This is a genomic window from Ideonella sp. (genome assembly GCF_035254525.1).
In the GTDB taxonomy this organism is placed as follows: domain Bacteria; phylum Pseudomonadota; class Gammaproteobacteria; order Burkholderiales; family Burkholderiaceae_C; genus Ideonella.
In genome coordinates, this window is record NZ_DATFAN010000108.1 from 1 (window position 1) to 21389 (window position 21389).

At 70.3% G+C, this 21389-nt stretch carries 21 protein-coding genes and 2 tRNA genes; 13 read left to right on the forward strand and 10 right to left on the reverse strand.

Features of this window, described 5'->3' with window-relative positions; all coding sequences use genetic code 11:
• The 5 genes from VJ693_RS10420 to hrcA all read right to left on the reverse strand — a co-directional run.
• Positions 1 to 353: ABC transporter permease (locus VJ693_RS10420; protein WP_414652255.1), on the reverse strand; the 353-nt coding region annotated here is incomplete at its 3' end.
• Positions 350 to 1927 carry a sugar ABC transporter ATP-binding protein gene (locus VJ693_RS10425; RefSeq protein ID WP_324153891.1) on the reverse strand — a complete coding sequence of 526 codons (1578 nt, stop codon included), beginning with the start codon at positions 1925 to 1927 and terminating at the stop codon, positions 350 to 352. The genes VJ693_RS10420 and VJ693_RS10425, both read right to left, overlap by 4 nt.
• A gap of 84 nt (positions 1928 to 2011) precedes the next feature.
• The gene (locus tag VJ693_RS10430) at positions 2012 to 2728 is read right to left on the reverse strand and encodes a FadR/GntR family transcriptional regulator (RefSeq protein WP_324153893.1); all 717 of its coding nucleotides are present in this window, start codon (positions 2726 to 2728) and stop codon (positions 2012 to 2014) included.
• 237 nt (positions 2729 to 2965) lie between these two features.
• Positions 2966 to 3042, reverse strand: a tRNA-Ile gene (locus VJ693_RS10435).
• 25 nt (positions 3043 to 3067) lie between these two features.
• Positions 3068 to 4096, reverse strand: a complete 1029-nt coding sequence (gene hrcA, locus VJ693_RS10440; RefSeq protein ID WP_324153895.1) for a heat-inducible transcriptional repressor HrcA — start codon at positions 4094 to 4096, stop codon at positions 3068 to 3070.
• Between the two features lie 69 nt (positions 4097 to 4165).
• Here hrcA and VJ693_RS10445 point away from each other — a divergent pair, with 69 nt between their 5' ends.
• From VJ693_RS10445 to VJ693_RS10460, 4 genes are read left to right on the forward strand one after another with little or no spacing between them, the layout of a single operon-like run.
• On the forward strand, positions 4166 to 5041 hold the full coding sequence (locus VJ693_RS10445; protein ID WP_324153897.1) for an NAD kinase: 876 nt from the start codon (positions 4166 to 4168) through the stop codon (positions 5039 to 5041).
• A 19-nt stretch (positions 5042 to 5060) separates the two neighbouring features.
• Positions 5061 to 6743 (forward strand): DNA repair protein RecN, encoded by a 1683-nt coding sequence (gene recN / locus VJ693_RS10450; protein WP_324153899.1) that lies wholly within the window; start codon positions 5061 to 5063, stop codon positions 6741 to 6743.
• A 5-nt stretch (positions 6744 to 6748) separates the two neighbouring features.
• Positions 6749 to 7666, forward strand: coding sequence for an RNase adapter RapZ (gene rapZ, locus VJ693_RS10455; protein ID WP_324153900.1), 918 nt, complete (start codon positions 6749 to 6751; stop codon positions 7664 to 7666).
• Positions 7663 to 8280: an LON peptidase substrate-binding domain-containing protein gene (locus VJ693_RS10460; RefSeq protein WP_324153902.1), complete on the forward strand. Its 618-nt coding sequence runs from the start codon at positions 7663 to 7665 to the stop codon at positions 8278 to 8280. Before rapZ ends, VJ693_RS10460 begins: the two co-directional genes overlap by 4 nt.
• Here VJ693_RS10460 and mutY read toward each other — a convergent pair.
• The 3 genes from mutY to mutM form a co-directional block, all read right to left on the reverse strand.
• Positions 8227 to 9321 carry an A/G-specific adenine glycosylase gene (mutY, locus tag VJ693_RS10465; RefSeq protein ID WP_324153904.1) on the reverse strand — a complete coding sequence of 365 codons (1095 nt, stop codon included), beginning with the start codon at positions 9319 to 9321 and terminating at the stop codon, positions 8227 to 8229. The two genes, VJ693_RS10460 and mutY, sit on opposite strands and share 54 nt — an antisense overlap.
• 70 nt (positions 9322 to 9391) lie before the next feature.
• Positions 9392 to 11437 carry a dynamin family protein gene (locus VJ693_RS10470; protein ID WP_324153905.1) on the reverse strand — a complete coding sequence of 682 codons (2046 nt, stop codon included), beginning with the start codon at positions 11435 to 11437 and terminating at the stop codon, positions 9392 to 9394.
• Positions 11438 to 11549: 112 nt separating this feature from the next.
• Entirely contained in the window at positions 11550 to 12392 is an 843-nt protein-coding gene (mutM, locus tag VJ693_RS10475) for a bifunctional DNA-formamidopyrimidine glycosylase/DNA-(apurinic or apyrimidinic site) lyase (protein ID WP_324153907.1), read from the reverse strand.
• 96 nt (positions 12393 to 12488) lie between these two features.
• Between mutM and VJ693_RS10480 the strand changes: the two genes are divergently transcribed.
• The 6 genes from VJ693_RS10480 to VJ693_RS10505 all read left to right on the forward strand — a co-directional run bounded on the left by VJ693_RS10480 (position 12489) and on the right by VJ693_RS10505 (position 17713).
• Positions 12489 to 14318: a tetratricopeptide repeat protein gene (locus VJ693_RS10480; RefSeq protein ID WP_324153908.1), complete on the forward strand. Its 1830-nt coding sequence runs from the start codon at positions 12489 to 12491 to the stop codon at positions 14316 to 14318.
• Between the two features lie 68 nt (positions 14319 to 14386).
• A complete protein-coding gene (locus VJ693_RS10485; RefSeq protein ID WP_324153910.1) occupies positions 14387 to 14887 on the forward strand; it encodes a lipoprotein insertase outer membrane protein LolB in 501 nt (166 codons plus the stop codon).
• Between the two features lie 5 nt (positions 14888 to 14892).
• A complete protein-coding gene (gene ispE / locus VJ693_RS10490; RefSeq protein WP_324153912.1) occupies positions 14893 to 15807 on the forward strand; it encodes a 4-(cytidine 5'-diphospho)-2-C-methyl-D-erythritol kinase in 915 nt (304 codons plus the stop codon).
• A gap of 38 nt (positions 15808 to 15845) precedes the next feature.
• Positions 15846 to 15922, forward strand: a tRNA-Gln gene (locus tag VJ693_RS10495).
• A 91-nt stretch (positions 15923 to 16013) separates the two neighbouring features.
• On the forward strand, positions 16014 to 16976 hold the full coding sequence (locus tag VJ693_RS10500) for a ribose-phosphate pyrophosphokinase (protein WP_324153913.1): 963 nt from the start codon (positions 16014 to 16016) through the stop codon (positions 16974 to 16976).
• Between the two features lie 107 nt (positions 16977 to 17083).
• On the forward strand, positions 17084 to 17713 hold the full coding sequence (locus VJ693_RS10505) for a 50S ribosomal protein L25/general stress protein Ctc (protein WP_324153914.1): 630 nt from the start codon (positions 17084 to 17086) through the stop codon (positions 17711 to 17713).
• A gap of 68 nt (positions 17714 to 17781) precedes the next feature.
• Here VJ693_RS10505 and ald read toward each other — a convergent pair whose 3' ends face one another.
• The gene (ald, locus tag VJ693_RS10510; protein ID WP_324153915.1) at positions 17782 to 18900 is read right to left on the reverse strand and encodes an alanine dehydrogenase; all 1119 of its coding nucleotides are present in this window, start codon (positions 18898 to 18900) and stop codon (positions 17782 to 17784) included.
• A 117-nt stretch (positions 18901 to 19017) separates the two neighbouring features.
• Here ald and VJ693_RS10515 point away from each other — a divergent pair, with 117 nt between their 5' ends.
• Genes VJ693_RS10515 through VJ693_RS10525 form a run of 3 tightly spaced genes read left to right on the forward strand, consistent with a single transcriptional unit; the run spans position 19018 to position 21093 of the window.
• The gene (locus tag VJ693_RS10515; protein WP_324153917.1) at positions 19018 to 20034 is read left to right on the forward strand and encodes a LysR family transcriptional regulator ArgP; all 1017 of its coding nucleotides are present in this window, start codon (positions 19018 to 19020) and stop codon (positions 20032 to 20034) included.
• A gap of 7 nt (positions 20035 to 20041) precedes the next feature.
• Positions 20042 to 20677: an aminoacyl-tRNA hydrolase gene (gene pth, locus VJ693_RS10520; RefSeq protein WP_324153919.1), complete on the forward strand. Its 636-nt coding sequence runs from the start codon at positions 20042 to 20044 to the stop codon at positions 20675 to 20677.
• Positions 20674 to 21093: a hypothetical protein gene (locus VJ693_RS10525; protein WP_324153921.1), complete on the forward strand. Its 420-nt coding sequence runs from the start codon at positions 20674 to 20676 to the stop codon at positions 21091 to 21093. Before pth ends, VJ693_RS10525 begins: the two co-directional genes overlap by 4 nt.
• 16 nt (positions 21094 to 21109) lie before the next feature.
• Here the strand turns inward: VJ693_RS10525 and VJ693_RS10530 are convergent, their stop codons facing one another.
• Positions 21110 to 21385, reverse strand: coding sequence for a YfhL family 4Fe-4S dicluster ferredoxin (locus VJ693_RS10530; RefSeq protein ID WP_324153922.1), 276 nt, complete (start codon positions 21383 to 21385; stop codon positions 21110 to 21112).
• Positions 21386 to 21389 lie beyond the last annotated feature (4 nt).

Genomic DNA, 21389 nt, shown 5'->3' on the forward strand with positions numbered 1-21389 from the left:
GGCGGCAGCTTCGCCCGCGTGACCAGCAGCCCGTTGACCGCGCCGCACACCGCGCCCGAGAGCACGCCCAACGCCATCGCCAGCGGAACCGGAACGCCCGCCTTGGTGGCCATCGCGGCCAGCACGCCGGCCAGCGCCAGCACGGAGCCCACCGACAGGTCGATGCCGCCGGCGATGATCACGCAGGTGGCGCCCACGCCGAGCAACGCGATCGAGGTGACCTGCAGCGCGACCGTCATGCCGTTGCCGACGCTGAAGAAGGCCTCGCTGGTCAGCGAGAACACCAGCACGAGAAGCAACAGCCCCGCGAGGGCGGCGAACTTCTGGAGCAGATCCTTTTGTCGGTCGTTCATGAAGCGATCGGTTCTGGAGCGGGCATCGCCGCGGAGACGGTGCCGCTGCTGCCACCCTGGCCGCGGCCGGAGGCGAAGTGCATGATTTCTTCCTGGCTGGTGGCGCGCGTGTGCAGCGCCTTCACCAGCCGGCCTTCGTGGAACACCGCCACGCGGTCCGTCAGGCCCAGGATCTCGGGCAGCTCGGAGCTGATCAGGATGACGCCGATGCCGTCGGCAGCCAGCCGGTCCATCAGCTCGTAGATCGCGTACTTGGCGCCCACGTCGATGCCGCGCGTCGGCTCGTCGAAGATGATCAGCCGCGCCTGGCGGAACAGCCACTTGCTGATGACGACCTTCTGCTGGTTGCCGCCCGACAGCAGCCGCGCCACCTGATGGGGGCCGGGGGTGCGGATGCCCAGCGCGTCGATGTAGTGGCGTGCGGTCTCGGCCTCGGCGCCGAAGTCGACGAAGCCCCCGCGGCGGCACACTGCGCGCAGGTTCGCCAGCGTGATGTTCTCGGCGACCGTCATCTTCACCGCCAGGCCGTGGGCCTTGCGATCCTCTGACACATAGGCGATGCCCTGGCGGATCGCGTCGATCGGCGAGCGGATGTCGAGCTCCACCCCGCCGAAGCGGATGCTGCCGTCATCCTTCGCCTCGGCGCCGAAGAGCGTGCGCGCCACCTCGGTCCGACCCGCGCCGATCAGCCCGGCGAAGCCCAGGATCTCGCCGCGCTCCAGGTCGAAGTCGACCGGCCCGAAGACGCCCTGGCGCCGCAGGCCGCGCACCTCGAGCAGCGTCTGCCCGGTGGGCCGGCTGCGGCGGGGCGGAAACTTGTCTTCCAGGTCGCGGCCCACCATCTGCGCGACGATGCGGTCGACCGTGGTGTCGGCGAAGGCGCAGCTCGCCACCCACCGCCCGTCGCGCAGGACGGTGACGCGATCGACGATGCGGGCCATCTCGTCGAGCCGGTGCGAGATGTAGACGATGCCGACGCCGTCGCGCCTGAGCTCGTGGATCACCCTGAAGAGCTGGCCCGTCTCGGCTTCGGTGAGCGAGGACGTGGGCTCGTCCATGATGACCACCTTGGCGTCCATCGACAGCGCCTTGGCGATCTCGACCATCTGCTGCTGCGCCACCGGCAGCACGTGGACCGGAAGGTCGGGGTCGATCGCCATGCCCAGGCGGTCGAGGCAGCGCTGGGCGTCGGCACGCAGGCGCTTGCGGTCGATGAACCAGCCGCGCTTCGGCTCACGGGCCAGGAAGATGTTCTCGGCCACCGACAGGTGCGGAATCAGGTTCAGCTCCTGGTGGATCATCACCACCCCGGCGGCTTCGGCTGCCCGGGCGGAGCCCAGCACGAGCGGGCGGCCTTCGAAGCTGATCGAGCCGGCGTCGGGCTGGTAGACGCCGCTCATGATCTTCATCAGCGTCGATTTGCCGGCGCCGTTTTCGCCGCACAGCGCATGGACCTCACCAGCCCGGACCTCGAAGTCGACGCGCTCGAGTGCCCGGACGCCGGCAAACGCCTTGGAAATGCCGGCGAGCCGCAGCAGCAATGGGGAGTGCTCGTATCGTTGAGCGAGAGACATCGGCGCCGTCAACGCAAGATTGGTAAGACCACTATAGCAGATATCCTAAATTGGTCTTGCCAGCCCCGGCGCCCCGCTGCTGCATCACCCCAGCGGCGGCGAGCTCGCCTCCTCGTCGATCCAACGTTCGCGCGAAGCGGTCAAATGCCAGAACATGGCAGCCACGGCCTCTTGCGGGTCCCGCGCCTCGAGCGCTTGGTAGATCGCCTCGTGCTCGCGCAACGCGGCCGCCCAGGTGCGCGCGCTCTCGGCGCGATTTGTCATCCGTGACGAGATCAAGCCGTTCCGCCCGTCGAACAACTCCCCCACCATGCGAGCCAGCACCGTATTGCCGGTCATCTCAGCAATCGCCACATGGAAGCGGCGGTCGGCGTCCACGGGTGAATGCCCGCGCCGCACGTCGTTGCGCATGGCGTCCAGGCATGCCTTGACCTGCTCGAGGCCTGACTGGTTGCCCCGTGCCAGTGCAAGTGGAATGACCGCACCCTCGAGCGCCGTGCGCGCCTGCATCAACTCGCTCGGGCTGTCGCCCAGCGAGAGGTGTTCAGGCATGCTGCCGCTGGGCACGGCGCACACGTAGACACCCGAGCCCATGCGGACCTCCACGCGCCCTTCAATTTCGAGCACGAGCAAGGCCTCGCGCAGCGACGGGCGCGACACGCCCAGTTGCAGGGCCAGTTCCCGCTCCGGCGGCAGACGCGTTCCGGGCGAGAAGGCGCCCTGTTCGATCACGCTTCGGATCTGGTCGGCCACCTGGTGATACAGCCGGCGCGGCTCGGCTTGCTTGGTGTTCGGCGACATGCCACTCCTCTCGGCCCGGAATTGGTCAGGCCAGGCGATTCAAGCTTACCTTGTCACGCCCCAAGGGCCTCCGACCGTATCCCATGCACAGTCTCTGACGTGGAAGCACGAGCTGGGTCCGGGACGAACTCGCGCTGGAGGCAGCGCTTCGCTTGTGGCAGGTTCTGGAGAAGGCCTCGCCCGGATGGTGTCGCTGCCGCCGGCACGCGTGCGGCGCGGCCCACTACATGCCTGAAGTGGTAGGCCGTGTTGGACTTGAACCAACGACCAAAGGATTATGAGTCCTCTGCTCTAACCAACTGAGCTAACGGCCCCCGAGGGGCTGGATTCTAGGTGGGCTCAGCGCTGCGACAGCGCGTTGCCGACCAGCCGCGCGGTGATGTCGACGATCTGGATCATGCGGTCGTAGGCCATGCGGGTCGGGCCGATGACGCCGAGCGTGCCGACGATCTGGCCATCGACCTCGTACGGGGCCGACACGACCGAGAGTTCCTCGAAGGGCACGACGCGGCTCTCGCCGCCGATGAAGATGCGCACACCCTCGGCGCGGCTGGAGGTGTCGAGCAGGCGCATCAGTTGCGTCTTCTGCTCGAACAGGTCGAAGAGTTTGCGCAGGCTGCCCAGGTCGTTGCCAAAATCCTGCACGCCCAGGAGGTTGCGTTCGCCGCTGACGACGACCTGGTCCTCGGTTTCGGCGATCGCCTCGGTGCCCACCTGCACCGCCGCCTGCATCAGCCCGGCGATCTCGCCGCGCAGCGCGTCGATCTCGCCCTTCAGCCGCTCGCGCACCTCCTCGATCGTCAGGCCGGCGTAGTGGGCATTCAGGTAGTTGCTGGCCTCGACCAGCTCGCCCTGGGTCGGGTCGTGCGCGGTGAAGATCACGCGGTTCTGCACGTCACCGTCGGGCGACACCAGGATCACCAGGACGCGCCGCTCGCCCAGGCGCAGGAATTCGATGTGGCGGAACACGCTGGGCTTCTTCGGCGCGGTGACGACACCGACGAAGCTCGACAGGTTCGACAACAGCTGCGCGGCCTGCGCGATCACGCGCTGCGGCTGGTCGGGATGGAGTTGCTCGCGCGCGGCGGCCAGCTCGGGCCCGGCACTGGCGAAATCCAGCGCGCGGCTGGTCAGCATCGTGTCGACGAACAGCCGGTAGCCGCGCGGTGTGGGGATGCGGCCGGACGAGGTGTGCGGGCTGACGATCAGGCCGAGGTCTTCCAGATCCGCCATCACGTTGCGGATGGTCGCCGGCGACAGCTCGAGGCCCGAGGCTTTCGACAGCGTGCGCGAGCCCACCGGCTGGCCGTCGGCGATATAGCGTTCAACCAGGGTCTTCAGCAGCGATCGGGAGCGCTCGTCGAGCATGAAACGATTGTAAGGACGGGCCCGCGCGGCGGCCCTGCCTTGAACCCCCCTGTGGTGTAATTTGTCGCCATGCCCACCCGCTTTCGCCATGCCGCGCTGATAGGCAAATACCAGGCCCAGGGCATCCGGCCGATGCTGCAGGGCCTGGCCGACTTCCTGATTGCTCAAGGACTCGAGGTTTCCGTCGAGCGCGAAACCGCGCTGAACACCGATTGGGCCGACCACGGCGCCTTCACGCCGGAAGAGCTGGGCGAACGCTGCGACATCGCGGTGGTGGTGGGCGGCGACGGCACGATGCTCGGCATAGCGCGCGAGCTGGCGCCCTACAACCTGCCGATGGTCGGCATCAACCAGGGCCGGCTCGGCTTCATCACCGACATCCGCGCGGCCGACTGGGCCGAGGCGCTGGGCCCGATGGTGCACGGCGACTACGAGGAAGAGCGCCGCACGATGATCGAAGGCGAGGTCTGGCGCGACGGCGAGATCATCTTCGAGGGCCTGTCGCTGAACGACGTGGTCGTCAGCCGCGGGCCCAGCGCCAGCATGGTCGAGCTGCGCATCGATGTCGGCGCCGAGTTCGTCGCCAACATCCGTGCCGACGGCTTGATCATCGCCTCGCCCACCGGCTCCACCGCCTATGCGCTGTCGGCCGGCGGGCCGATCCTGCACCCGGCGATCGCCGGCTGGGTGATGCTGCCGATCGCCTCGCACACCTTGTCCAACCGCCCGATCGTGCTGCCCGACGGGCAGGACGTGACCGTGACCATCGTCGCCGGCCGCGACTCCAGCGCCAACTTCGACATGCACCGCCTGGCCAGCCTGCTGCATGGCGACCAGGTCCGCGTGCGGCGCTCGGCGCAGAACGTGCGCTTCCTGCACCCGTTGGGCTGGAGCTACTACGCCACGTTGCGGCGCAAGCTGCGCTGGTACGAAGGCGTCGTCTGAACCTGCACCCCGACTCTCCATGCTGAAGAGCCTGACCCTCAAGGATTTCGTCATCGTCCGTGCGCTCGATGTCGAGTTCGATGCCGGTTTTTCCGTTCTCACCGGCGAGACGGGCGCCGGCAAGTCCATCCTGATCGACGCGCTGCAGCTCGCGCTCGGCGCCCGCGCCGAGAACCACGTCGTGCGCGACGGCGCGGCGCGGGCCGAGATCACCGCCGCCTTCGAGGCGCCGGCTTCGCTCGGCCCGTGGCTCGACGAAGCCGGCTTCGAGGTGGCCGACGGCATGCTGCTGCTGCGCCGCATCGTCGACGCCAAGGGCGGCAGCCGCGGCTTCATCAACGGCAGCGCAGCCACCGCGGCGCAGCTGCGCGAGGTGGCCGACCACCTGATCGACATCCACGGCCAGCACGCCTGGCAAGGCCTGACGCGGCCGGCCTCGGTGCGAGCGCTGCTCGACGAGCAGGCTGGCATCGACCCGAAGCCGCTCGCCGCCGCGTTCGACGCCTGGCGCGCGGCCGCCGAGGCACTGGCCACCGCCCGCACGCGCCAGGGCGAGCTGGCCAACGAGCGCGAGCGGCTGCAGTGGCAGATCGGCGAGCTCGAGCGCCTCGCGCCGGGCGAAGGCGAGTGGCCCGAGCTGAACGCCGAGCACCAGCGCCTGGCGCACGCGCAGGCGCTGCTCGACGGTGCCGGCCAGGCGTCGCGCGCCATCTCGGGCGACGATGACGACAGCGCCTCGCGCATGGTGGCGCGTGCCCTGTCGGCGCTCGAGGACATCGCCGAGTTCGATGCCAAGCTCGCCCCGGTGCTCGAGGTGCTGCAGGGCGCCCAAGCCCAGCTCGAGGACGCTGCCCACACGCTGAACGCCTATCTCTCGCGCACCGAGATGGATCCGGATCGCCTGGCCGAGCTCGATGCACGCATGTCGGCCTGGCTGAGCCTGGCACGCCGCTACCGCCGCCCGCCGGAAGAGCTGGCCGCGCTGCTGGCCGAATGGCGCGCAAACCTGCAGGCGCTGGACGAAGCCGCCGATCTCGACAGCCTGGAGCAGCGTGTCACGCAGGCGCTGACGGCCTGGACGACCGCGGCCAAGGCCGTCAGCGCGGCGCGCAAGAAGGCCGCCAAGCCCTTGTCGCAGCGCGTGACCGATGCGATGCAACAGCTCGGCATGACCGGTGGCCGCTTCGAGGTGGCCCTGAGCCCGGCCGGCGAGCCGCAGTCCTACGGCATGGAAACGGTCGAGTTCCTGGTCGCCGGCCACGCCGGCAGCGCGCCGCGGCCGCTGGGCAAGGTGGCCTCGGGCGGCGAGCTCTCGCGCCTGGCGCTGGCGATCGCGGTGACGACCGCGCAGTCCCGCCAGGCCGGCGGCGCCTGCAGCAGCCCGGCCACGCTGATCTTCGACGAGATCGACTCCGGCGTCGGCGGCACCGTGGCCGATTCGGTCGGCCGGCTGATGAAGCAGCTCGGCCGCAGCGCCCAGGTGCTGGCCGTGACCCACCTGCCGCAGGTCGCTGCCTGCGCCGATCACCATTTCGTCGTCGCCAAGGCCACCGAAGCCGGCCAGACGCTGAGCCAGATCTCGCCGGTGCACGGCGAAACGCGCGTCGGCGAAGTGGCGCGCATGCTGGGCGGCGACCGCGCCTCGGGCACCAGCCTGGCGCATGCGAACGAACTGATCCAGCGCGCTGTCGCCGGCGCGTGACGGCGATGAGCGAAGACACCACGGCCGCCGTTGCCAGCCCCACGCCGCCGCCGCAGCTGCGCGAGGTGGTGCTGGTCACCGGCATCTCCGGCTCCGGGAAGTCGGTCGCGCTGCATGCGCTCGAAGACGCGGGCTTCTTCTGCGTCGACAACCTGCCGCCCGAGCTGCTGCGCGATTTCATCCGCGTCGAATCCGAGCACGGCGTGCACCGGATGGCGATCGCGGTCGATGTGCGCTCGGCAGGCTCGCTGCCGTACCTGCTGCCGGTGCTCGATCAGTTGCGCGCCGACGGGGTCAACGTGCGCAGCGTGTTCCTCAACGCCAGCACCGAGTCGCTGGTCAAGCGCTACTCCGAGACGCGCCGGCCGCACCCCTTGACCGCGCCCGATGCCGAAGGCGACCCGCACCGTGCCCTGGTCGACGCGATCGAGCTCGAGCACCAGCTGCTGGCCGACCTGCGCGAGCGCTCCACGGTGCTCGACACTTCGCAGCTGCGCCCGGCCCAGCTCCGGTTGTGGATGCGCGACCTGGTCAGTGCCACCAGCAGCCGGCTGACGCTGGTCTTCGAATCCTTCGCCTTCAAGTTCGGCGTGCCGCTCGATGCCGACCTGGTGTTCGACGTGCGTGTGCTGCCCAACCCGTTCTACATCCGCGAGCTGCGGCCGCTGACCGGCCGCGACGGGCCGGTGGCCGACTACCTGCAGGCCCAGCCCGAGGTCGGCGAGATGCTGGGGCAGATCGACGGTTTCATCCGCCGCTGGCTGCCCGCCTTCGAGGACGACCAGCGCAGCTACCTGACCGTGGCGATCGGCTGCACCGGCGGCCAGCACCGCTCGGTGTATTTCGTCGAGCAACTGGCCGCGCGCTTCGCCGGCCGCGTCGCGACGCTGCGCCGACACCGCGAGCTGGACGAGCGGGCATGACCGCTGCCGCCGGCGGCACGCTGCCGCTGTTCCCGCTGCGCACCGTGCTGTTCCCCGGCGGGCGCCTGTCGCTGAAGGTGTTCGAGGCGCGTTACCTCGACCTGGTGTCGAGCTGCCTGCGCGAGCGCCAGCCCTTCGGCGTCGTGTGCCTGCTGCAAGGCGGCGAGGTGCGCCAGGCCGGTGCGGCCACGCGCTTCGAGCCGGTGGGCGTGCTCGCGCACCTCGCCGAGGTTGACGCCATCGGCCCCGGCATGCTGAAGGTTCGCTGCGAGGGCGGTGCCCGCTTTCAATGGAGCGCGGTGCACGAAGATGCCGATGGCCTCTGGCAGGCCACGGGCGTCTCGACCTTGCCCGCCGATCCGGCGCAAGCGCCCGGCGAGCGCTTCGCCGGGGCGGTGCACGCCCTGCAGCGCGCCTACGCCGCGCTCGCCCATCGGCCCGAGGCCGATCTGCCGACCGAGCGGCATTTCGACGATGCCGGCTGGGTCGCCAACCGCTGGTGCGAGTTGCTGCCCGTGCCCTTGGCCGCGCGCCAGCAGCTGATGGCGCTGCCCGACCCGCTACAGCGGCTCACGCTGGTCGACGAGTTCCTGCGCGGCAAGCAGCTGATCTGAGGTCAGCAGTTTCGCCACCGGCGCCGGCAGGCCGTAGGCACCGAGCTCGCTGCGGCTGACCCACCGCCCCTCGGGCCACATCGACAACAGCGCCGCATCGCGCCGCGCACGCGCCGGCAGCGCGTGGCGCAAAGGCTGCAGCCGCAAATCCAGATGCGTCAGGACATGGGTGAAGGCGGGGACTTCGTCGGACGACCCGGGCCAGCCCGCCAGGTACTCGCGCACACCTTCAATGGAATCGAACTCCGGCAGCGACCACAGCCCCGCCCAGATGCCGCTGGCCGGCCGGCGAACCAGCCAGACCCGATCGCCTTGCACGAGCCACAGCAGGGCGATCGTGCGTTGGCCACGCTTGAGCTTGCGCGTCTTGACCGGGTAATCCTCGGGCCGGCCCTCGCGCCGCGCGACACAGTCGTCGGCCAGCGGGCAGGCGGCGCAGCGTGGCGCGCGCTGGCTGCACAGCGTCGCGCCCAGATCCATCAGGCCCTGGGTGTAGGCCACCATGCCGTCGGACGGCGGCAGCATCGCCTCGGCCCGCGCCCACAGCGCACGTTCGTGGCGCACGATGGCCAGGTCCTCGCCGAAGCCGAGCGCGCGCGTGAGCACGCGCTTGACGTTGCCATCGAGGATCGCGACGCGTTCGTCGAAGCAGAAGGCGGCGATCGCCGCCGCGGTCGAGCGGCCGATGCCGGGCAGCGTCGCCAGCGCCGCAGCGCTGCGCGGAAACCGCCCGCCATGTTCGGCCACCACGGCCTGCGCGCAGCGGTGCAGGTTGCGCGCGCGGCTGTAGTAGCCCAGGCCCGCCCAGAGCGCGAGCACCTCGTCGGCCGGTGCGGCCGCCAGCGCGGAGACGTCGGGGAACTGTTCGAGAAAGCGCTGGTAGTAGCCCAGCACCGTCGTGACCTGGGTCTGCTGCAGCATGATCTCCGACAGCCAGACGCGGTACGGGTCACGCGTGCGCTGCCAGGGCAGTGCATGGCGGCCGTGGCGGCGCTGCCAGGCGATGACCCGCGCGGCCAGCGCCGGGGCGCCGAAGTTCACTGGCGCACCCTTGGGCCTGCGGCCCGTCCCTCCGAGAGGGAACGAGCCCCTTCGGGCGGCCGTGCGGGGCTCACGGCAGCGCGAGGCCGTCGCTGTGCAGCAGCGCGGCATCGCCGCCGGTCACGGTGTCGATCGCATCGGGCGACAGCTCGGCCAGCACCGGGCCGCGCTCGGCCCGGCGGCGCAGCGCGTGGGCCCGCGCGTGGGCCGCCTCCAGCAACTCCATCAGCCGGGCGTCCTGGCTCTCGACCTCGGCCAGCCGCTGTTCCAGCTCGCCGGTGGCCAGCTGGATGCGCTCGAGCGCCTCGCGCCGGCGCTTCAGGCCGCGCCGGCGGTCGCGGAACTGGCCGTCGATCTGCTGCGAGGCCATCTGGTTCCAGGCCTCGACCTCGCCCGAGGCGTTCTCGAAGATCACCCGCAGCTTGGACATCAGCATGCGCTGGAACTGCTCGGAGAACGCCGGCGCGTTCATGCGGATCGCCCGCGTCACGCTGAAGTAGCGGCCATACCCGCGCTCGATCAGCTTGAGCTCCTCGCGGAACGGCGCCAGGTCGGGCGCCGGTGTCAGCGCCAGCGTGAAGCCGAACTCGGTGTTGAGCTGCTTGAACGTAGCCTGCAGCATCTGGTCGATCTCGGCGCACTGGTGGGCGGCCTTGTCGACCTGGTCCAGCAGGCCGTTGCACAGGTTCTCGAAGGCCGAGCGGGCGCGCAGGTTGAACCAGCTCGCGCCCAGCGTGGCCTGCAGGCTCGCGACGGCCTCGCGCAGGCGATCGCTCGACAGCGCGTGCAGGGCATCGCGCAGCATGCGCATGTGCACCGCGCGCAGCGCGGCCAGGCGCGAGGCGCAGCGCTCGAACTCGGTCGTGTCGGCCTGCACGCGCACCAGCATCTGCGCGACGCGCCCGCCGCTCTTGCCGCGCAGGCTGCGCAGCTCGAGCATCTGCTCGGCGTTGGCGCGGCGCTGGTCGCGCAGGCGCCGCGTCGCGTGCTCGATCAGCGACTGCACGCCGCTGATCACCGCCTTGGCCAGCACGTGCTGGCGCTGCGGCAGCAGGTCGGCGTTGAGCGCGGCCTCGAGCGCCGGCAGCCGGCTCTCGGCGAGGCCGGCCTCGTCACCCGCCAGCCGCGCCGCGAGCGCCTGCCGGGCCGAGACCGGGAACACGCGCTGGCGCGTGATGCCCAGCGTCGTCGCGGTCTCGCTGCACTGGCGCTCGATCGCCCGCTCGCGCTCGGCCGGCGTGGCCAGCGGGTCGGCCAGCGTGTCGACCTTGTTCAGCACGACGAAGCTCGCCAGGCCCTGCCCGCCGAGGTGGTCGTTCCAGATGTCGAGGTCGGAGCGGGTGACGCCGGTGTCGGCGCCCAGCACGAACAGCGCCGCATGCGCGCTCGGCAGCAGGCCCAGCGTCAGCTCGGGCTCGGCGCCGATCGCGTTCAGGCCCGGCGTGTCGACGACGACCAGGCCGCGCTGCAGCAGCGGGTGCGGGTAGTTGATGATCGCGTGGCGCCAGGCCGGCACCTCGACGCGGCCGTCGGGCTGGACCGGCGGGTTGTCGGCCAGGTTCGTGTCCGACCACAGGCCGAGGGCGCGCGCGTCGTCGACGCTGACGAGCCGGGTGGCGGTCACCTCGTTGAGCGAACGCGCCAGGCCCTGCGTATCGCTCGGGTCCAGCGACAGCCGCTTCCAGCGCTCGCGCTGCGCGCGCCAGTCGGCCAGCGAGGCGGCTTCGCGGCGTGTGTCGATCGGCAGCAGATCGAGTGTGGGCAGTTCCTGCTCGTCCCACGACAGCTCGACCGGGCACATCGTCGTGCGACCCGGCGTGGCCGGCAGCACGCGCCGGCCGGCGTCGGCGAAGAAGATCGCGTTGATCAGCTCGCTCTTGCCGCGCGAGAACTCGGCGACGAAGGCGATCACCAGCTTGTCGCTCGCCAGGCGCTGGCGCAGGGCCTGGGACGCGGCCGCGGCGGCGGGGTCGAGCAGGTCGCTGCCACTCAGCGTGCGCTCGAGCGATGCCAGCTCGTTCTCGAGCGCCAGGCGCCAATCGGCCAGCGCGTCGAGCCCCGGCACCAGGAACGGTTGCATCGCGAGTTGGCGTTCAGCCGCGTGGGTCTGGGGCATGGTCGTTGGCGTTCTGGATCGTGCCGGCGTGTAAGCAAATGTGCCGCGCCGACAGCGGGCGACAGGCGGTCGGGGCATCCTAGCAAAGGCATGGCTCGCGCCAGCGTGCCGATCAACGGCGCTGGCAGGATGCGCAGAAATAAGTCGCACGCTGGCCCTGCACGATGCGCCGGATCGGCCGGCCGCAGCGTGCGCACGGCTCGCCCTCGCGTCCATAGACGCGTGCCTGACCCTGGTACTGGCCCACTTCGCCATGCGCGTTGCGAAAGTCGCGCAGCGTCGACCCGCCGGCCGCGATCGCCTCGCCGAGCACACGCCTGAGGGCCGCGTGAAGCCGCCCTGCCCGCGCCGGGCCGATGCGCGCGCACGGTGTGCGCGGGTCGATGCCGGCTTCCCACAGCGCATCGCTCGCATAGATATTGCCGGCGCCGACGACCAGCTCGCCCGACAGCAGCGCGAGCTTCACGGCGGTCCGGCGCGCCTTCAGGGCCTCGTGCAGCGCCGCGGGCGTCCACGCCGGGTCGAAAGGTTCGGGGCCGAGGCCGGCCAGCAGCTTGCGCGCGGGCAGCTCGTCGAGCGAGGGCGACCAGACGACCGCGCCGAAGCGCCGCGGGTCGGTCAGGCGCAGCGCGCCGCGATCGGTCACCAGCTCGGCGTGGTCGTGCTTGGCCGACGGGCCCAGGCCGCTGCCGAAGGCGAGCGAGCCCGACATGCCCAGGTGCCACAGCAGGCCGCCCGTCGCCGCACCATCCGCCGTGCCCGCGTCGTGCAACAAAGGCAACCACAGGTACTTGCCGCGCCGCCCGACGGGGCCGACCTTCAGGCCGACGAGCGCATCGGGTGCAACACCCAGCGGCCAGCGCAGCGGTTTGCCCAGCAACAGCGCCAGCACCCGCGCCCCCTCGATGCCGCCAATGCTCTGGCGCGTGACTTCGACCTCGGGCAGTTCGGGCATCGGGGAATTATCCCGCCCCGCCCCACTCCTAGAATCGACACTGCTTTCGGAGATTCGATGCTGCCTCGTCTTGCCCGCACCGCCGCGGGCCGAAACATGCCCCGGCGCCGCCCGGCCCGCCTGGTGATTGCCGCCGCGCTGGCCGGCGTGCTGGGCGCCAACGCCCTGGCGGCCGACGATGCCCCGCCGCCGGCCGATGCGGCGTCGGCCCCACCGGCCAACTCGGCGATGGACGGCGCGCTGTTCTTCGACGTGCTGGCCGCCGAGATGGAGGCGCAGAACGGCGAGCTTGGCGAGGCCTTCGGCCGGATGATCGCCAGCGCCCGCCGCACGCGCGACGAGGGCTTGTTCGAGCGCGCCGTCGAACTGGCGGTGGCGGCCAAGTCCGGCGACAAGGCGCTGGCGGCGGCCAAGCTCTGGCGCAGCACCCTGCCCGACTCCACGACCGCGCTCAGCACGCAGCTGCACCTGCTGGTGGCGCTGAACAAGACCGGCGACCTGGCCGAGCCGATCCGCACATTGATCGAGAAGGAGGACGCGACCGACCGCGGCGCCGTGATCGCGTCGCTGCCGCGCTTCCTGTCCTCGCTGGCCGACAAGCCGCGCGCCTTGGCCGTGGCCGGCCAGGCGCTGGCGCCGTTCGCGAACCAGGCGTCCACGCGCATTGCCGTGCATACGGCCCTCGGCAGGCTGGCGCTGGCCGCCGACCAGCCCGAAGCGGCGCTCGACCACGCCCGGCGCGCGCTGGCCGAGGATCCGCTGGCCCCCGGCGCGGTGCTGCTGGCGCTCGAGTTGATGGCCAAGCAGGACGAGGCCGAGACGCTGGTGCAGGCCTACCTCGCCCGCCCCGAGGCGCTGGCGCCGGTGCGCCTGGCCTATGCCCGCACGCTGGACCAGCAGCAACGCATCGGCGAAGCCGCAGTGCAGCTGCGACAGGTCCTCGCCCAACAGCCCGATCAGGCGGCCGCGTGGCTCAGCCTGGGCGCCTACATGGTCGATCTGCACGAGCCGGATGAAGCGATCCGCGCGCTCGAGCGCTTCCTGACCGTGGTGCGCACGGCCGAAGCCGCCGCCGACCGCGCGGATCGCGCGGATCCCGAGGCGGATCGCCCGGAGCGCGCCGACCGTGCGCTGCGCGATGACAAGCCCGACCTGCGCGGCATGGTCGACCTGGCCCATCTGCTGCTCGCGCAGGCCAACGAACAGCGCGGCGACCTGCGCGCCGCCACCCAGTGGCTGGACAAGATCGAGCCGGCGCGGGTCGACATGTCCACCCTCGCCCGCCGGGCCAGCCTGCTGGCCCACGCCGGTCAGGTGGCGCAAGCACGTGCGCTGGTGCGCGAGGCGCCTGCGCGCGACGAGCCCGACGCGCGCACGCGCCTGCTCGCCGAGGCGCAGGTGCTGCGGGACCAGCGCCAGTGGTCCGAGGCTTACGAGCTGCTGCTCGGCGGCCTGCGCCAGGCCCCCGAAGACACCACGCTGATGTACGAACTCGCGATGGTGGCCGATCGGCTGAATCGCTACGACGACATGGAGGCGCTGCTGCGCCGCGTGATGGCGCTCAAGCCGGAGGACCAGCACGCGCACAACGCACTCGGCTACTCGCTGGCCGATCGCAACCTGCGGCTTTCCGAAGCGCTCGGGCTGGTGCAGCGCGCTGCCAGCCTGGCGCCGCACGACCCCTTCATCATCGACAGCCTCGGCTGGGTGCAATTCCGCCTCGGCCACCACGACGAAGCGCTCAAGCTCCTGCGCCGCTCGAATGCCGCGCGGCCGCACGTCGAAGTGGCGGCGCACCTGGGCGAGGTGCTGTGGACCATGGGACAGCACGACGAGGCCATTCGCGTCTGGCGCGAGGGCCGCGCTCGCGAGGCCGACAACGATGTGCTGCAGGAGACCTTGACGCGGCTGAAGGTCAAGTTGTGATCCCCCATCTTGACGCGGACCGGCAGAGCCGGATCCGCGCAAATCCCTTGGTCAGGGTGGTGGCCTGCATGGCGATAGCCATCGTCCTGGCGGGCTGCGCCAGTGCGCCGCCCGCCGGGCCGGAAGCGGCCCTCAGCGGCCGCCTGCTGGTGAAGGTGGCGGCGCTGGCCGACCAGCCGGCCCAGTCGCACAGCGCGGCCTTCGAGTTGAGCGGCGACGAGCGCGATGGCCAGATGAGGCTGCTGGGGCCGCTCGGCGCCCAGGTGGCGCTGGCGCGCTGGGGCGCCACCGGCGCCACGCTGCAGGACGCGCAGGGCACGCGCGCCTTCGCCGATCTCGCTGCGCTGGCCGACGAAACACTGGGCGAGCCGCTGCCGCTGGGTGCGTTGATGCACTGGCTGCAGGGCCGCCCCTGGCCCGGCGCCCCCCACCAGGCCAACGGCCACGGCTTCAGCCAGCTCGGCTGGTCGGTGGACCTGGCCCACTTCGCCGGCGACGCGCTGATCGAGGCCACGCGCATCGACCCACCTGGCGTGAGCGTGCGCGCCAAGCTCGACCGCAGCCCCTGACGACCATGCCGCTGAATGCGCTCTACGACTTGCCCGCGCCGGCCAAGCTGAACCTGTTCCTGCACGTCATCGGCCGCCGCGCCGACGGCTACCACCTGCTGCAGTCGGTCTTCACGATGATCGACTGGGCCGACACGCTGCACCTGGAGCGTCGCCACGACGGCCGGTTGCGCCGCCATGATCTCGGCCCCGCGCTGCCCGACGACGACCTGTGCCTGAAGGCCGCGCGCCTGCTGCAGGCCGAAAGCGGCAGCACCCTGGGCGCCGACATCTCGATCGACAAGCGCGTGCCCTGGGGCGCGGGCCTGGGCGGCGGCAGTTCGGACGCGGCCACGGTGCTGATCGGCCTGAACCGCCTGTGGGGCCTGAACTGGCCGCGCGAACGCCTGCTGGCGCTCGGCGCCCGGCTCGGGGCCGACGTGCCCTTCTTCATCGGCGGCCACACCGCCTGGGTCGAAGGCATCGGCGAGAAACTGACACCAATCACGCTCGCGCCGCAGCACTATGCGGTGGTCAAGCCCGCCGAATCGATCGCCACCGCCGCGATTTTTTCGAGCTCGCTGCTGACACGCGACAGCGATGCTGTTATAGTTGCGGGCTTTCTTGCAGACGCTAACGCGTTGGTTCGAGACGAGACTGCCGAGGCGAAGAGCCTGGGGGGGTTTCCGGGCCGCAACGACCTGCAACGCGCCGCCGAGGCCTTGTGCCCGGAGGTCGCCGAAGTGGGCCGTTGGCTCCAAGCCCGGTTCGGCAACAGCCGGATGACGGGCTCGGGCAGTGCGGTGTATGCAAGAGCCGGCACGGGCGCTCGGCCTGTGGCGACCATGCTCGAGGGCCTGCTTGATCGCTTGCCCGAAGGCTGGGTCGGGCGAATGTGCCGGAGCCTGGATGTGCACCCGTTGGCCGGGTGGCTGGGCTGAAAGGTTTTGGGGTGCAGCCTCCTGGCTGTGTCCTGTGTAGGGGAGTCGCCAAGTTGGTTAAGGCATCGGATTTTGATTCCGACATGCGAGGGTTCGAGTCCTTCCTCCCCTGCCAAATCTCTTGCTCCAAGGCGGCGTGATCTTCACGCCGTCTTCGTCTGAAGACCGCACCACTCTCCCGCCCGCCTGCCCTCCGGAGTCCTCCCGTGCTGTTCAACACCGTGCTCTTCACCGGCAATGCCAACCCGGCGCTGGCCCAGGAGATCGCCACCCACCTGGGCGCCGAATTGGGCAAGGCCGCGGTCGGCCGCTTCTCCGACGGTGAAGTGACCGTCGAGATCCAGCAGAACGTTCGTGCCCGCGACGTCTTCGTCGTGCAATCGACCTGCGCGCCGACGAACGAGAACCTGATGGAGCTGCTGATCATGGTCGATGCATTGAAGCGCGCCAGCGCGCGCCGCATCACGGCCGTGGTCCCCTACTTCGGCTACGCCCGGCAGGATCGCCGCCCCCGCTCGACCCGCGTGCCGATCTCGGCCAAGGTCGTGGCCAACCTGCTGGAAACCGTCGGCGTCGAGCGCGTGCTGACGATGGACCTGCACGCCGACCAGATCCAGGGCTTCTTCGACATCCCGGTCGACAACATCTACGCCTCGCCGGTGCTGCTGACCGACCTGAAGGCCAAGGCCTACCGCGACCTCGTGGTGGTCAGCCCCGACGTCGGTGGCGTCGTGCGCGCCCGCGCGCTGGCCAAGCAGCTCGGCTGCGACCTGGCCATCATCGACAAGCGCCGCCCGAAAGCCAACGTCTCCGAAGTGATGCACGTGATCGGCGAGATCGACGGCCGCAACTGCGTGATCATGGACGACATGATCGACACCGCCGGCACGCTGGTCAAAGCGGCCGAAGTGCTGAAGGACCGCGGCGCCAAGAGCGTCTACGCCTACTGCACGCACGCGGTGTTCTCGGGCCCGGCGATCGAGCGCATCAAGGCCTCGCACCTGGACGAGGTCGTGATCACCAACACCATCCCGCTGTCGGAAGCCGGCAAGGCCTGCTCCAAGATCCGCCAGCTGTCGGTCGCCTTCCTGTTCGCCGAAACCATCCGCCGCATTTCCGACGGCGAGTCGGTGACCTCGATGTTCGCCGAGCAGAACAACAACTTCTGAGGCTCTGGGGCGGCAACGCCCGAGGGCCTTTTCGCCGACGGCCGAGAGGCCGTCATCTCAACAGGGGCGCATCTGGTCGCGGACGCCCCGACTCAATGGAGAGTGCCATGGAATTCGTCGCTTTCGAGCGCAGCAAGCAGGGGACCGGAGCGAGCCGCCGCCTGCGCAACTCGGGCAAGGTGCCCGGCATCGTGTTCGGTGCGGGTGAGCCCGCGATGATCGAGCTCGACCACAACGCGCTGTACTTCGCGCTGAAGAAGGAAGCCTTCCACTCGTCGATCCTCGAGATGGAACTGGCCGGCAAGAAGCAGAAGGTGTTGCTGCGCGACTTCCAGATGCACCCCTGGAAGCAGCAAGTGCTGCACGTCGATTTCCAGCGCGTCGACGAGACCACCAAGCTGCGCAAGAAGGTGCCGCTGCACTACTCGGGCGAAGAGAACTCGGTGGCCGTGAAGACCGACAAGTGCCTGGTCAGCCACGTGGCGACCGAGATCGAGATCGAGTGCCTGGCCGTCCAACTGCCCGAGTTCGTCTCGGTGGACCTGTCGGGCCTGGTCAAGGGCAAGAGCCTGCACGTGTCCGACCTGACGCTGCCGGCCGGCATCAAGGCCGTCAAGCACGGCACGCTGAACCCGGTGGTCGTGGCCGTGACCGAGCCGAAGGTCGAAGAGGAAGTGGTGGCCGCGCCCGCCGCCCCCGCTGCCGACGACAAGAAGAAGGGCAAGGGCAAGAAGTAATTCTTCGCCCTCGCCGCAAGACAAAGCCCCGCCTCGGCGGGGCTTTGTGCTTTTCGGGGCGACCTCGATCAGTGGTGAATGATGCGCTCGGCCGGCACGTAGTCGTAGTTCAGGTCGCGCGCGACGGCTTCGTAGGTGACCTTGCCGGCTGCGACATTCAGGCCCGCCTTCAGATGCGGATTGTCGAGCATCGCCTGCTTCCAGCCCTTGTCGGCCAGCGCGAGGCCGTGGGCCAGCGTGGCGTTGTTCAGCGCGAAGGTCGAGGTGCGGGCCACCGCGCCGGGCATGTTGGCGACGCAGTAGTGCACGACATCGTCGACCAGGTAGGTCGGCTCGGCGTGCGTGGTCGGGCGCGAAGTCTCGAAGCAGCCGCCCTGGTCGATCGCCACGTCGACCAGCACCGCGCCCTTCTTCATGCAGCGCACCATCGGGCGAGTCACGAGCTTCGGCGCCGCGGCACCCGGCACCAGCACGCCACCGATCACGAGATCGGATTCGAGCACCTTCTCTTCCAGCGCCTGGGCGTTCGAGAACAGCGTCTTCACGCGGTTGCCGAACACCAGGTCGATCTGGCGCAGGCGGTCGACGTTCTTGTCGAGCACTGTCACGCGGGCACCCATGCCGATCGCCATCTGCAACGCGTTCGTGCCGACGACGCCGGCACCCAGGATCAGCACATGGGCCGGCTCGACGCCGGGCACGCCGCCCAGCAGCACACCCATGCCGCCCTTGCTCTTCTCGAGGTGGGCCGCGCCGGCCTGGATGCTCATGCGGCCGGCCACTTCGCTCATCGGTGCCAGCAGCGGCAGGCCGCCGCCCGGGCCGGTGATGGTTTCGTAGGCGACGCAGATCGCGCCCGACTTGACCAGCGCCGCGGTCTGCTCGGGATCCGGCGCGAGGTGCAGGTAGGTGTAGAGGATCTGGCCTTCGCGCAGCATCGCGCATTCCTGCGGCTGCGGCTCCTTGACCTTGACGATCATCTCGGCCTTGGCGAAGACCTCGGCCGCGTCCTTGACCAGCACCGCGCCAGCAGCGGCGTAGTGCTCGTCGGCCAGACCGATCGCGGCGCCGGCACCCGATTGCACGAACACCTGGTGGCCGTGCGAGGTGAACTCGCGCACGCTGGCGGGTGTCAGGCCAACGCGGTATTCGTGGTTCTTGATTTCCTTGGGCAGGCCGATTCGCATGGTTGTCTCCGACGAAGTTTCTGATGGAAGCCCATGTTGGAACCGCGCAGCGGAAAGCACCAAGCGCCATCGCAATCTCAGCGGTTACATTAGCCAACCTGATGTAATTCATTAGTCATGAACGCTCTGGATCCCGCCGGTCTCGATTGCCTGGCCGCGCTGGCTGAAGCCGGCAGCTTCGAGCGCGCAGCGCAGCTGCTGTCGATCACGCAGTCCGCCGTCTCGCAGCGGCTGCGCTCGCTCGAAGCCAGCGCCGGCCACCTGCTGGTCGTGCGAGCCCGGCCGCTGCGGCTGACCGAGCCCGGCAAGGTGCTGCTGCGCTACGCGCGCCAGATGCAGGCGCTCCGAGCGGACGCAGCGCGCGAGCTGGGCACCACGCTGGCCCGCGACGAGCGGCTGCCCATCGCCGTGAACGCCGACAGCCTGGCGACCTGGGTCTTGCCGGCGCTGGACGGCCTGGTGCGCACCGGCCAGCGCGAAGGCTATGGCCTGGAGCTGATCGTCGACGACCAGGATTTCACCCACGACTGGCTGCGCCAGGGCGAGGTGCTGGGCTGCGTCAGCACCGTCTCGCAGGCACTGCGCGGCTGCTCGTGCCAGCCGCTCGGGCTGATGCGCTACGTCGCGGTCGCCAGCCCGGGGTTCATCGCCCGCGCGATGCCCGACGGCCTGACGCCGATGAACTTCCCGCAGCTTCCCTTCATCGTCTTCAACCGCAAGGACGACATGCAGGCCCAGTGGGTGGCTAAGGCCTTCGGCCTGCGCGCGCCACGCTTGAAGGAGCGCTTCGTGCCCAGCAGCGAGGCGGGGCTGCGCGCGGCGGCGATGGGCTGGGGCGTCGCGGTGCTGCCGGAGCTGCTGGCGCGCGCCGACATCGCCAGTGGCGCGCTGGTGCCGCTGAGGCCCGAGATCACGATCGATGTGGCGCTGCACTGGCACCAATGGAAGCTGAGCCTGGACGAACCCCGGCTCGCGCCGCCGGCGGCCGGCAACCGCGCGGTAACGCCCGCCCACACCGGGCTGATGGAGCAGATCGGCCAGGCGGTGATCGCCGGGGCCCGCGCGGCACTGGGCGGTGCGCCGGACACATCCCCCGCGCGGGGGAACGCGCCGCCGGCCATCACCCCCCGATAATTCGCGGATGATTCGCTTGATCGTCGGCCTGGGCAACCCGGGCACCGAGTACGAAGGCACGCGCCACAACGCCGGCTTCTGGTGGGTGGACGCCGCCGCGCGCCAGCTCAAGGCCACGCTGCAGCCCGATCGCGCCTACCACGGCCTGGTCGCGCGCCTGAATCGCCCGGCCGAGCAGGGCGGCCCGCTGTGGCTGCTCGAGCCGATGACCTACATGAACCTGTCGGGCAAGTCGGTGGCGCCACTGGCGCGCTTCTTCAAGATCAACCCGGCCGAGATCCTCGTCGTGCACGACGAGCTCGATCTGGCCCCCGGCCAGATGAAGCTCAAGCAAGGCGGCGGCAACGGCGGCCACAACGGCCTGAAGGACATCCAGGCCCAGCTCGGCGCGGCCGATTTCTGGCGCCTGCGGCTGGGCATCGGCCACCCAGGCGTGAAGGCCGAGGTCGTCAACTACGTGCTGCGCAAGCCGCCTGCCGACGAGCGTGACGCGATCGAGCGCAACATCGACGAGTCGATGAAGGTGCTGGACCTGCTCATGGCCGGCGAGATGGACCGCGCAGTCATGAAGCTGCACGCCAAGCCCGCGCGGCCCAAACCGCCGCGGCCGGATGGCGCGGCCCCGGCAGCGGAACCGACATGAACAGGGCCGTGGTGCACACGACCTGGGCCGGGTGCCTGCTGCTGACGTGGGCCACCGCCGCCGGCGCCGCCGACGGCACCGTCTACCGCTGCGGCCCGACCTACCAGCAGGTGCCGTGCACCGGCGGCCAGGCGGTGGACGCGGATGACGCCCGCAGCGCGAGCCAGCGCCGCGATGCCCGCTCCGCCGCCGCGGCCGAACGCCGCCAGGCCAGCGAGCTGGCCGCCGAGCGGCACGCGCGCGAGAAGCTTGCCCCCGCGCAGCGGCAGCCCATGGGCCTGGGGCTGAAGCCGGCCGAGCCGCCCGCCAGTGCGCCGGCCAGCGGCAAGGCCAAGCCTTCGAAGAAGAAACACCACAAGCCGCGGCCCGAAGACGAGTCGCCGCGCTACCTCGCACCGCCGGCAGCTAAGAACTGAGCGGGGCTCCGGGCGGTCAGCGGGCCGGGTCGGCCACCTTGCCCTGCGCCGCAATCAAGGCCTCGTACTTGCGCTGCAATTGCTCGCGCGTCTCGACCCGCTCGGGGTTCAGCGGGATGCATTCGACCGGGCAGACCTGCACGCACTGCGGCTCGGGAAAATGGCCGACGCACTCGGTGCAGCGGTCGGGGTCGATCACGTAATACTCCGGCCCCATCGAAATCGCGTCGTTCGGGCACTCGGGCTCGCAGACGTCGCAATTGATGCACTGGTCGGTGATCATCAGGGCCATGACG

Coding starts and splice junctions, on each gene's coding strand:
- VJ693_RS10425 (WP_324153891.1), bottom strand. CDS start 1,927: ATGTCTCTCGCTCAACGATACGAGCACTCCCCATTGCTGCTGCGGCTC.
- VJ693_RS10430 (WP_324153893.1), bottom strand. CDS start 2,728: ATGTCGCCGAACACCAAGCAAGCCGAGCCGCGCCGGCTGTATCACCAG.
- hrcA (WP_324153895.1), bottom strand. CDS start 4,096: ATGCTCGACGAGCGCTCCCGATCGCTGCTGAAGACCCTGGTTGAACGC.
- VJ693_RS10445 (WP_324153897.1), top strand. CDS start 4,166: ATGCCCACCCGCTTTCGCCATGCCGCGCTGATAGGCAAATACCAGGCC.
- recN (WP_324153899.1), top strand. CDS start 5,061: ATGCTGAAGAGCCTGACCCTCAAGGATTTCGTCATCGTCCGTGCGCTC.
- rapZ (WP_324153900.1), top strand. CDS start 6,749: ATGAGCGAAGACACCACGGCCGCCGTTGCCAGCCCCACGCCGCCGCCG.
- VJ693_RS10460 (WP_324153902.1), top strand. CDS start 7,663: ATGACCGCTGCCGCCGGCGGCACGCTGCCGCTGTTCCCGCTGCGCACC.
- VJ693_RS10470 (WP_324153905.1), bottom strand. CDS start 11,437: ATGCCCCAGACCCACGCGGCTGAACGCCAACTCGCGATGCAACCGTTC.
- mutM (WP_324153907.1), bottom strand. CDS start 12,392: ATGCCCGAACTGCCCGAGGTCGAAGTCACGCGCCAGAGCATTGGCGGC.
- VJ693_RS10480 (WP_324153908.1), top strand. CDS start 12,489: ATGCCCCGGCGCCGCCCGGCCCGCCTGGTGATTGCCGCCGCGCTGGCC.
- VJ693_RS10485 (WP_324153910.1), top strand. CDS start 14,387: ATGGCGATAGCCATCGTCCTGGCGGGCTGCGCCAGTGCGCCGCCCGCC.
- ispE (WP_324153912.1), top strand. CDS start 14,893: ATGCCGCTGAATGCGCTCTACGACTTGCCCGCGCCGGCCAAGCTGAAC.
- VJ693_RS10505 (WP_324153914.1), top strand. CDS start 17,084: ATGGAATTCGTCGCTTTCGAGCGCAGCAAGCAGGGGACCGGAGCGAGC.
- ald (WP_324153915.1), bottom strand. CDS start 18,900: ATGCGAATCGGCCTGCCCAAGGAAATCAAGAACCACGAATACCGCGTT.
- VJ693_RS10515 (WP_324153917.1), top strand. CDS start 19,018: ATGAACGCTCTGGATCCCGCCGGTCTCGATTGCCTGGCCGCGCTGGCT.
- pth (WP_324153919.1), top strand. CDS start 20,042: ATGATTCGCTTGATCGTCGGCCTGGGCAACCCGGGCACCGAGTACGAA.
- VJ693_RS10525 (WP_324153921.1), top strand. CDS start 20,674: ATGAACAGGGCCGTGGTGCACACGACCTGGGCCGGGTGCCTGCTGCTG.
- VJ693_RS10530 (WP_324153922.1), bottom strand. CDS start 21,385: ATGGCCCTGATGATCACCGACCAGTGCATCAATTGCGACGTCTGCGAG.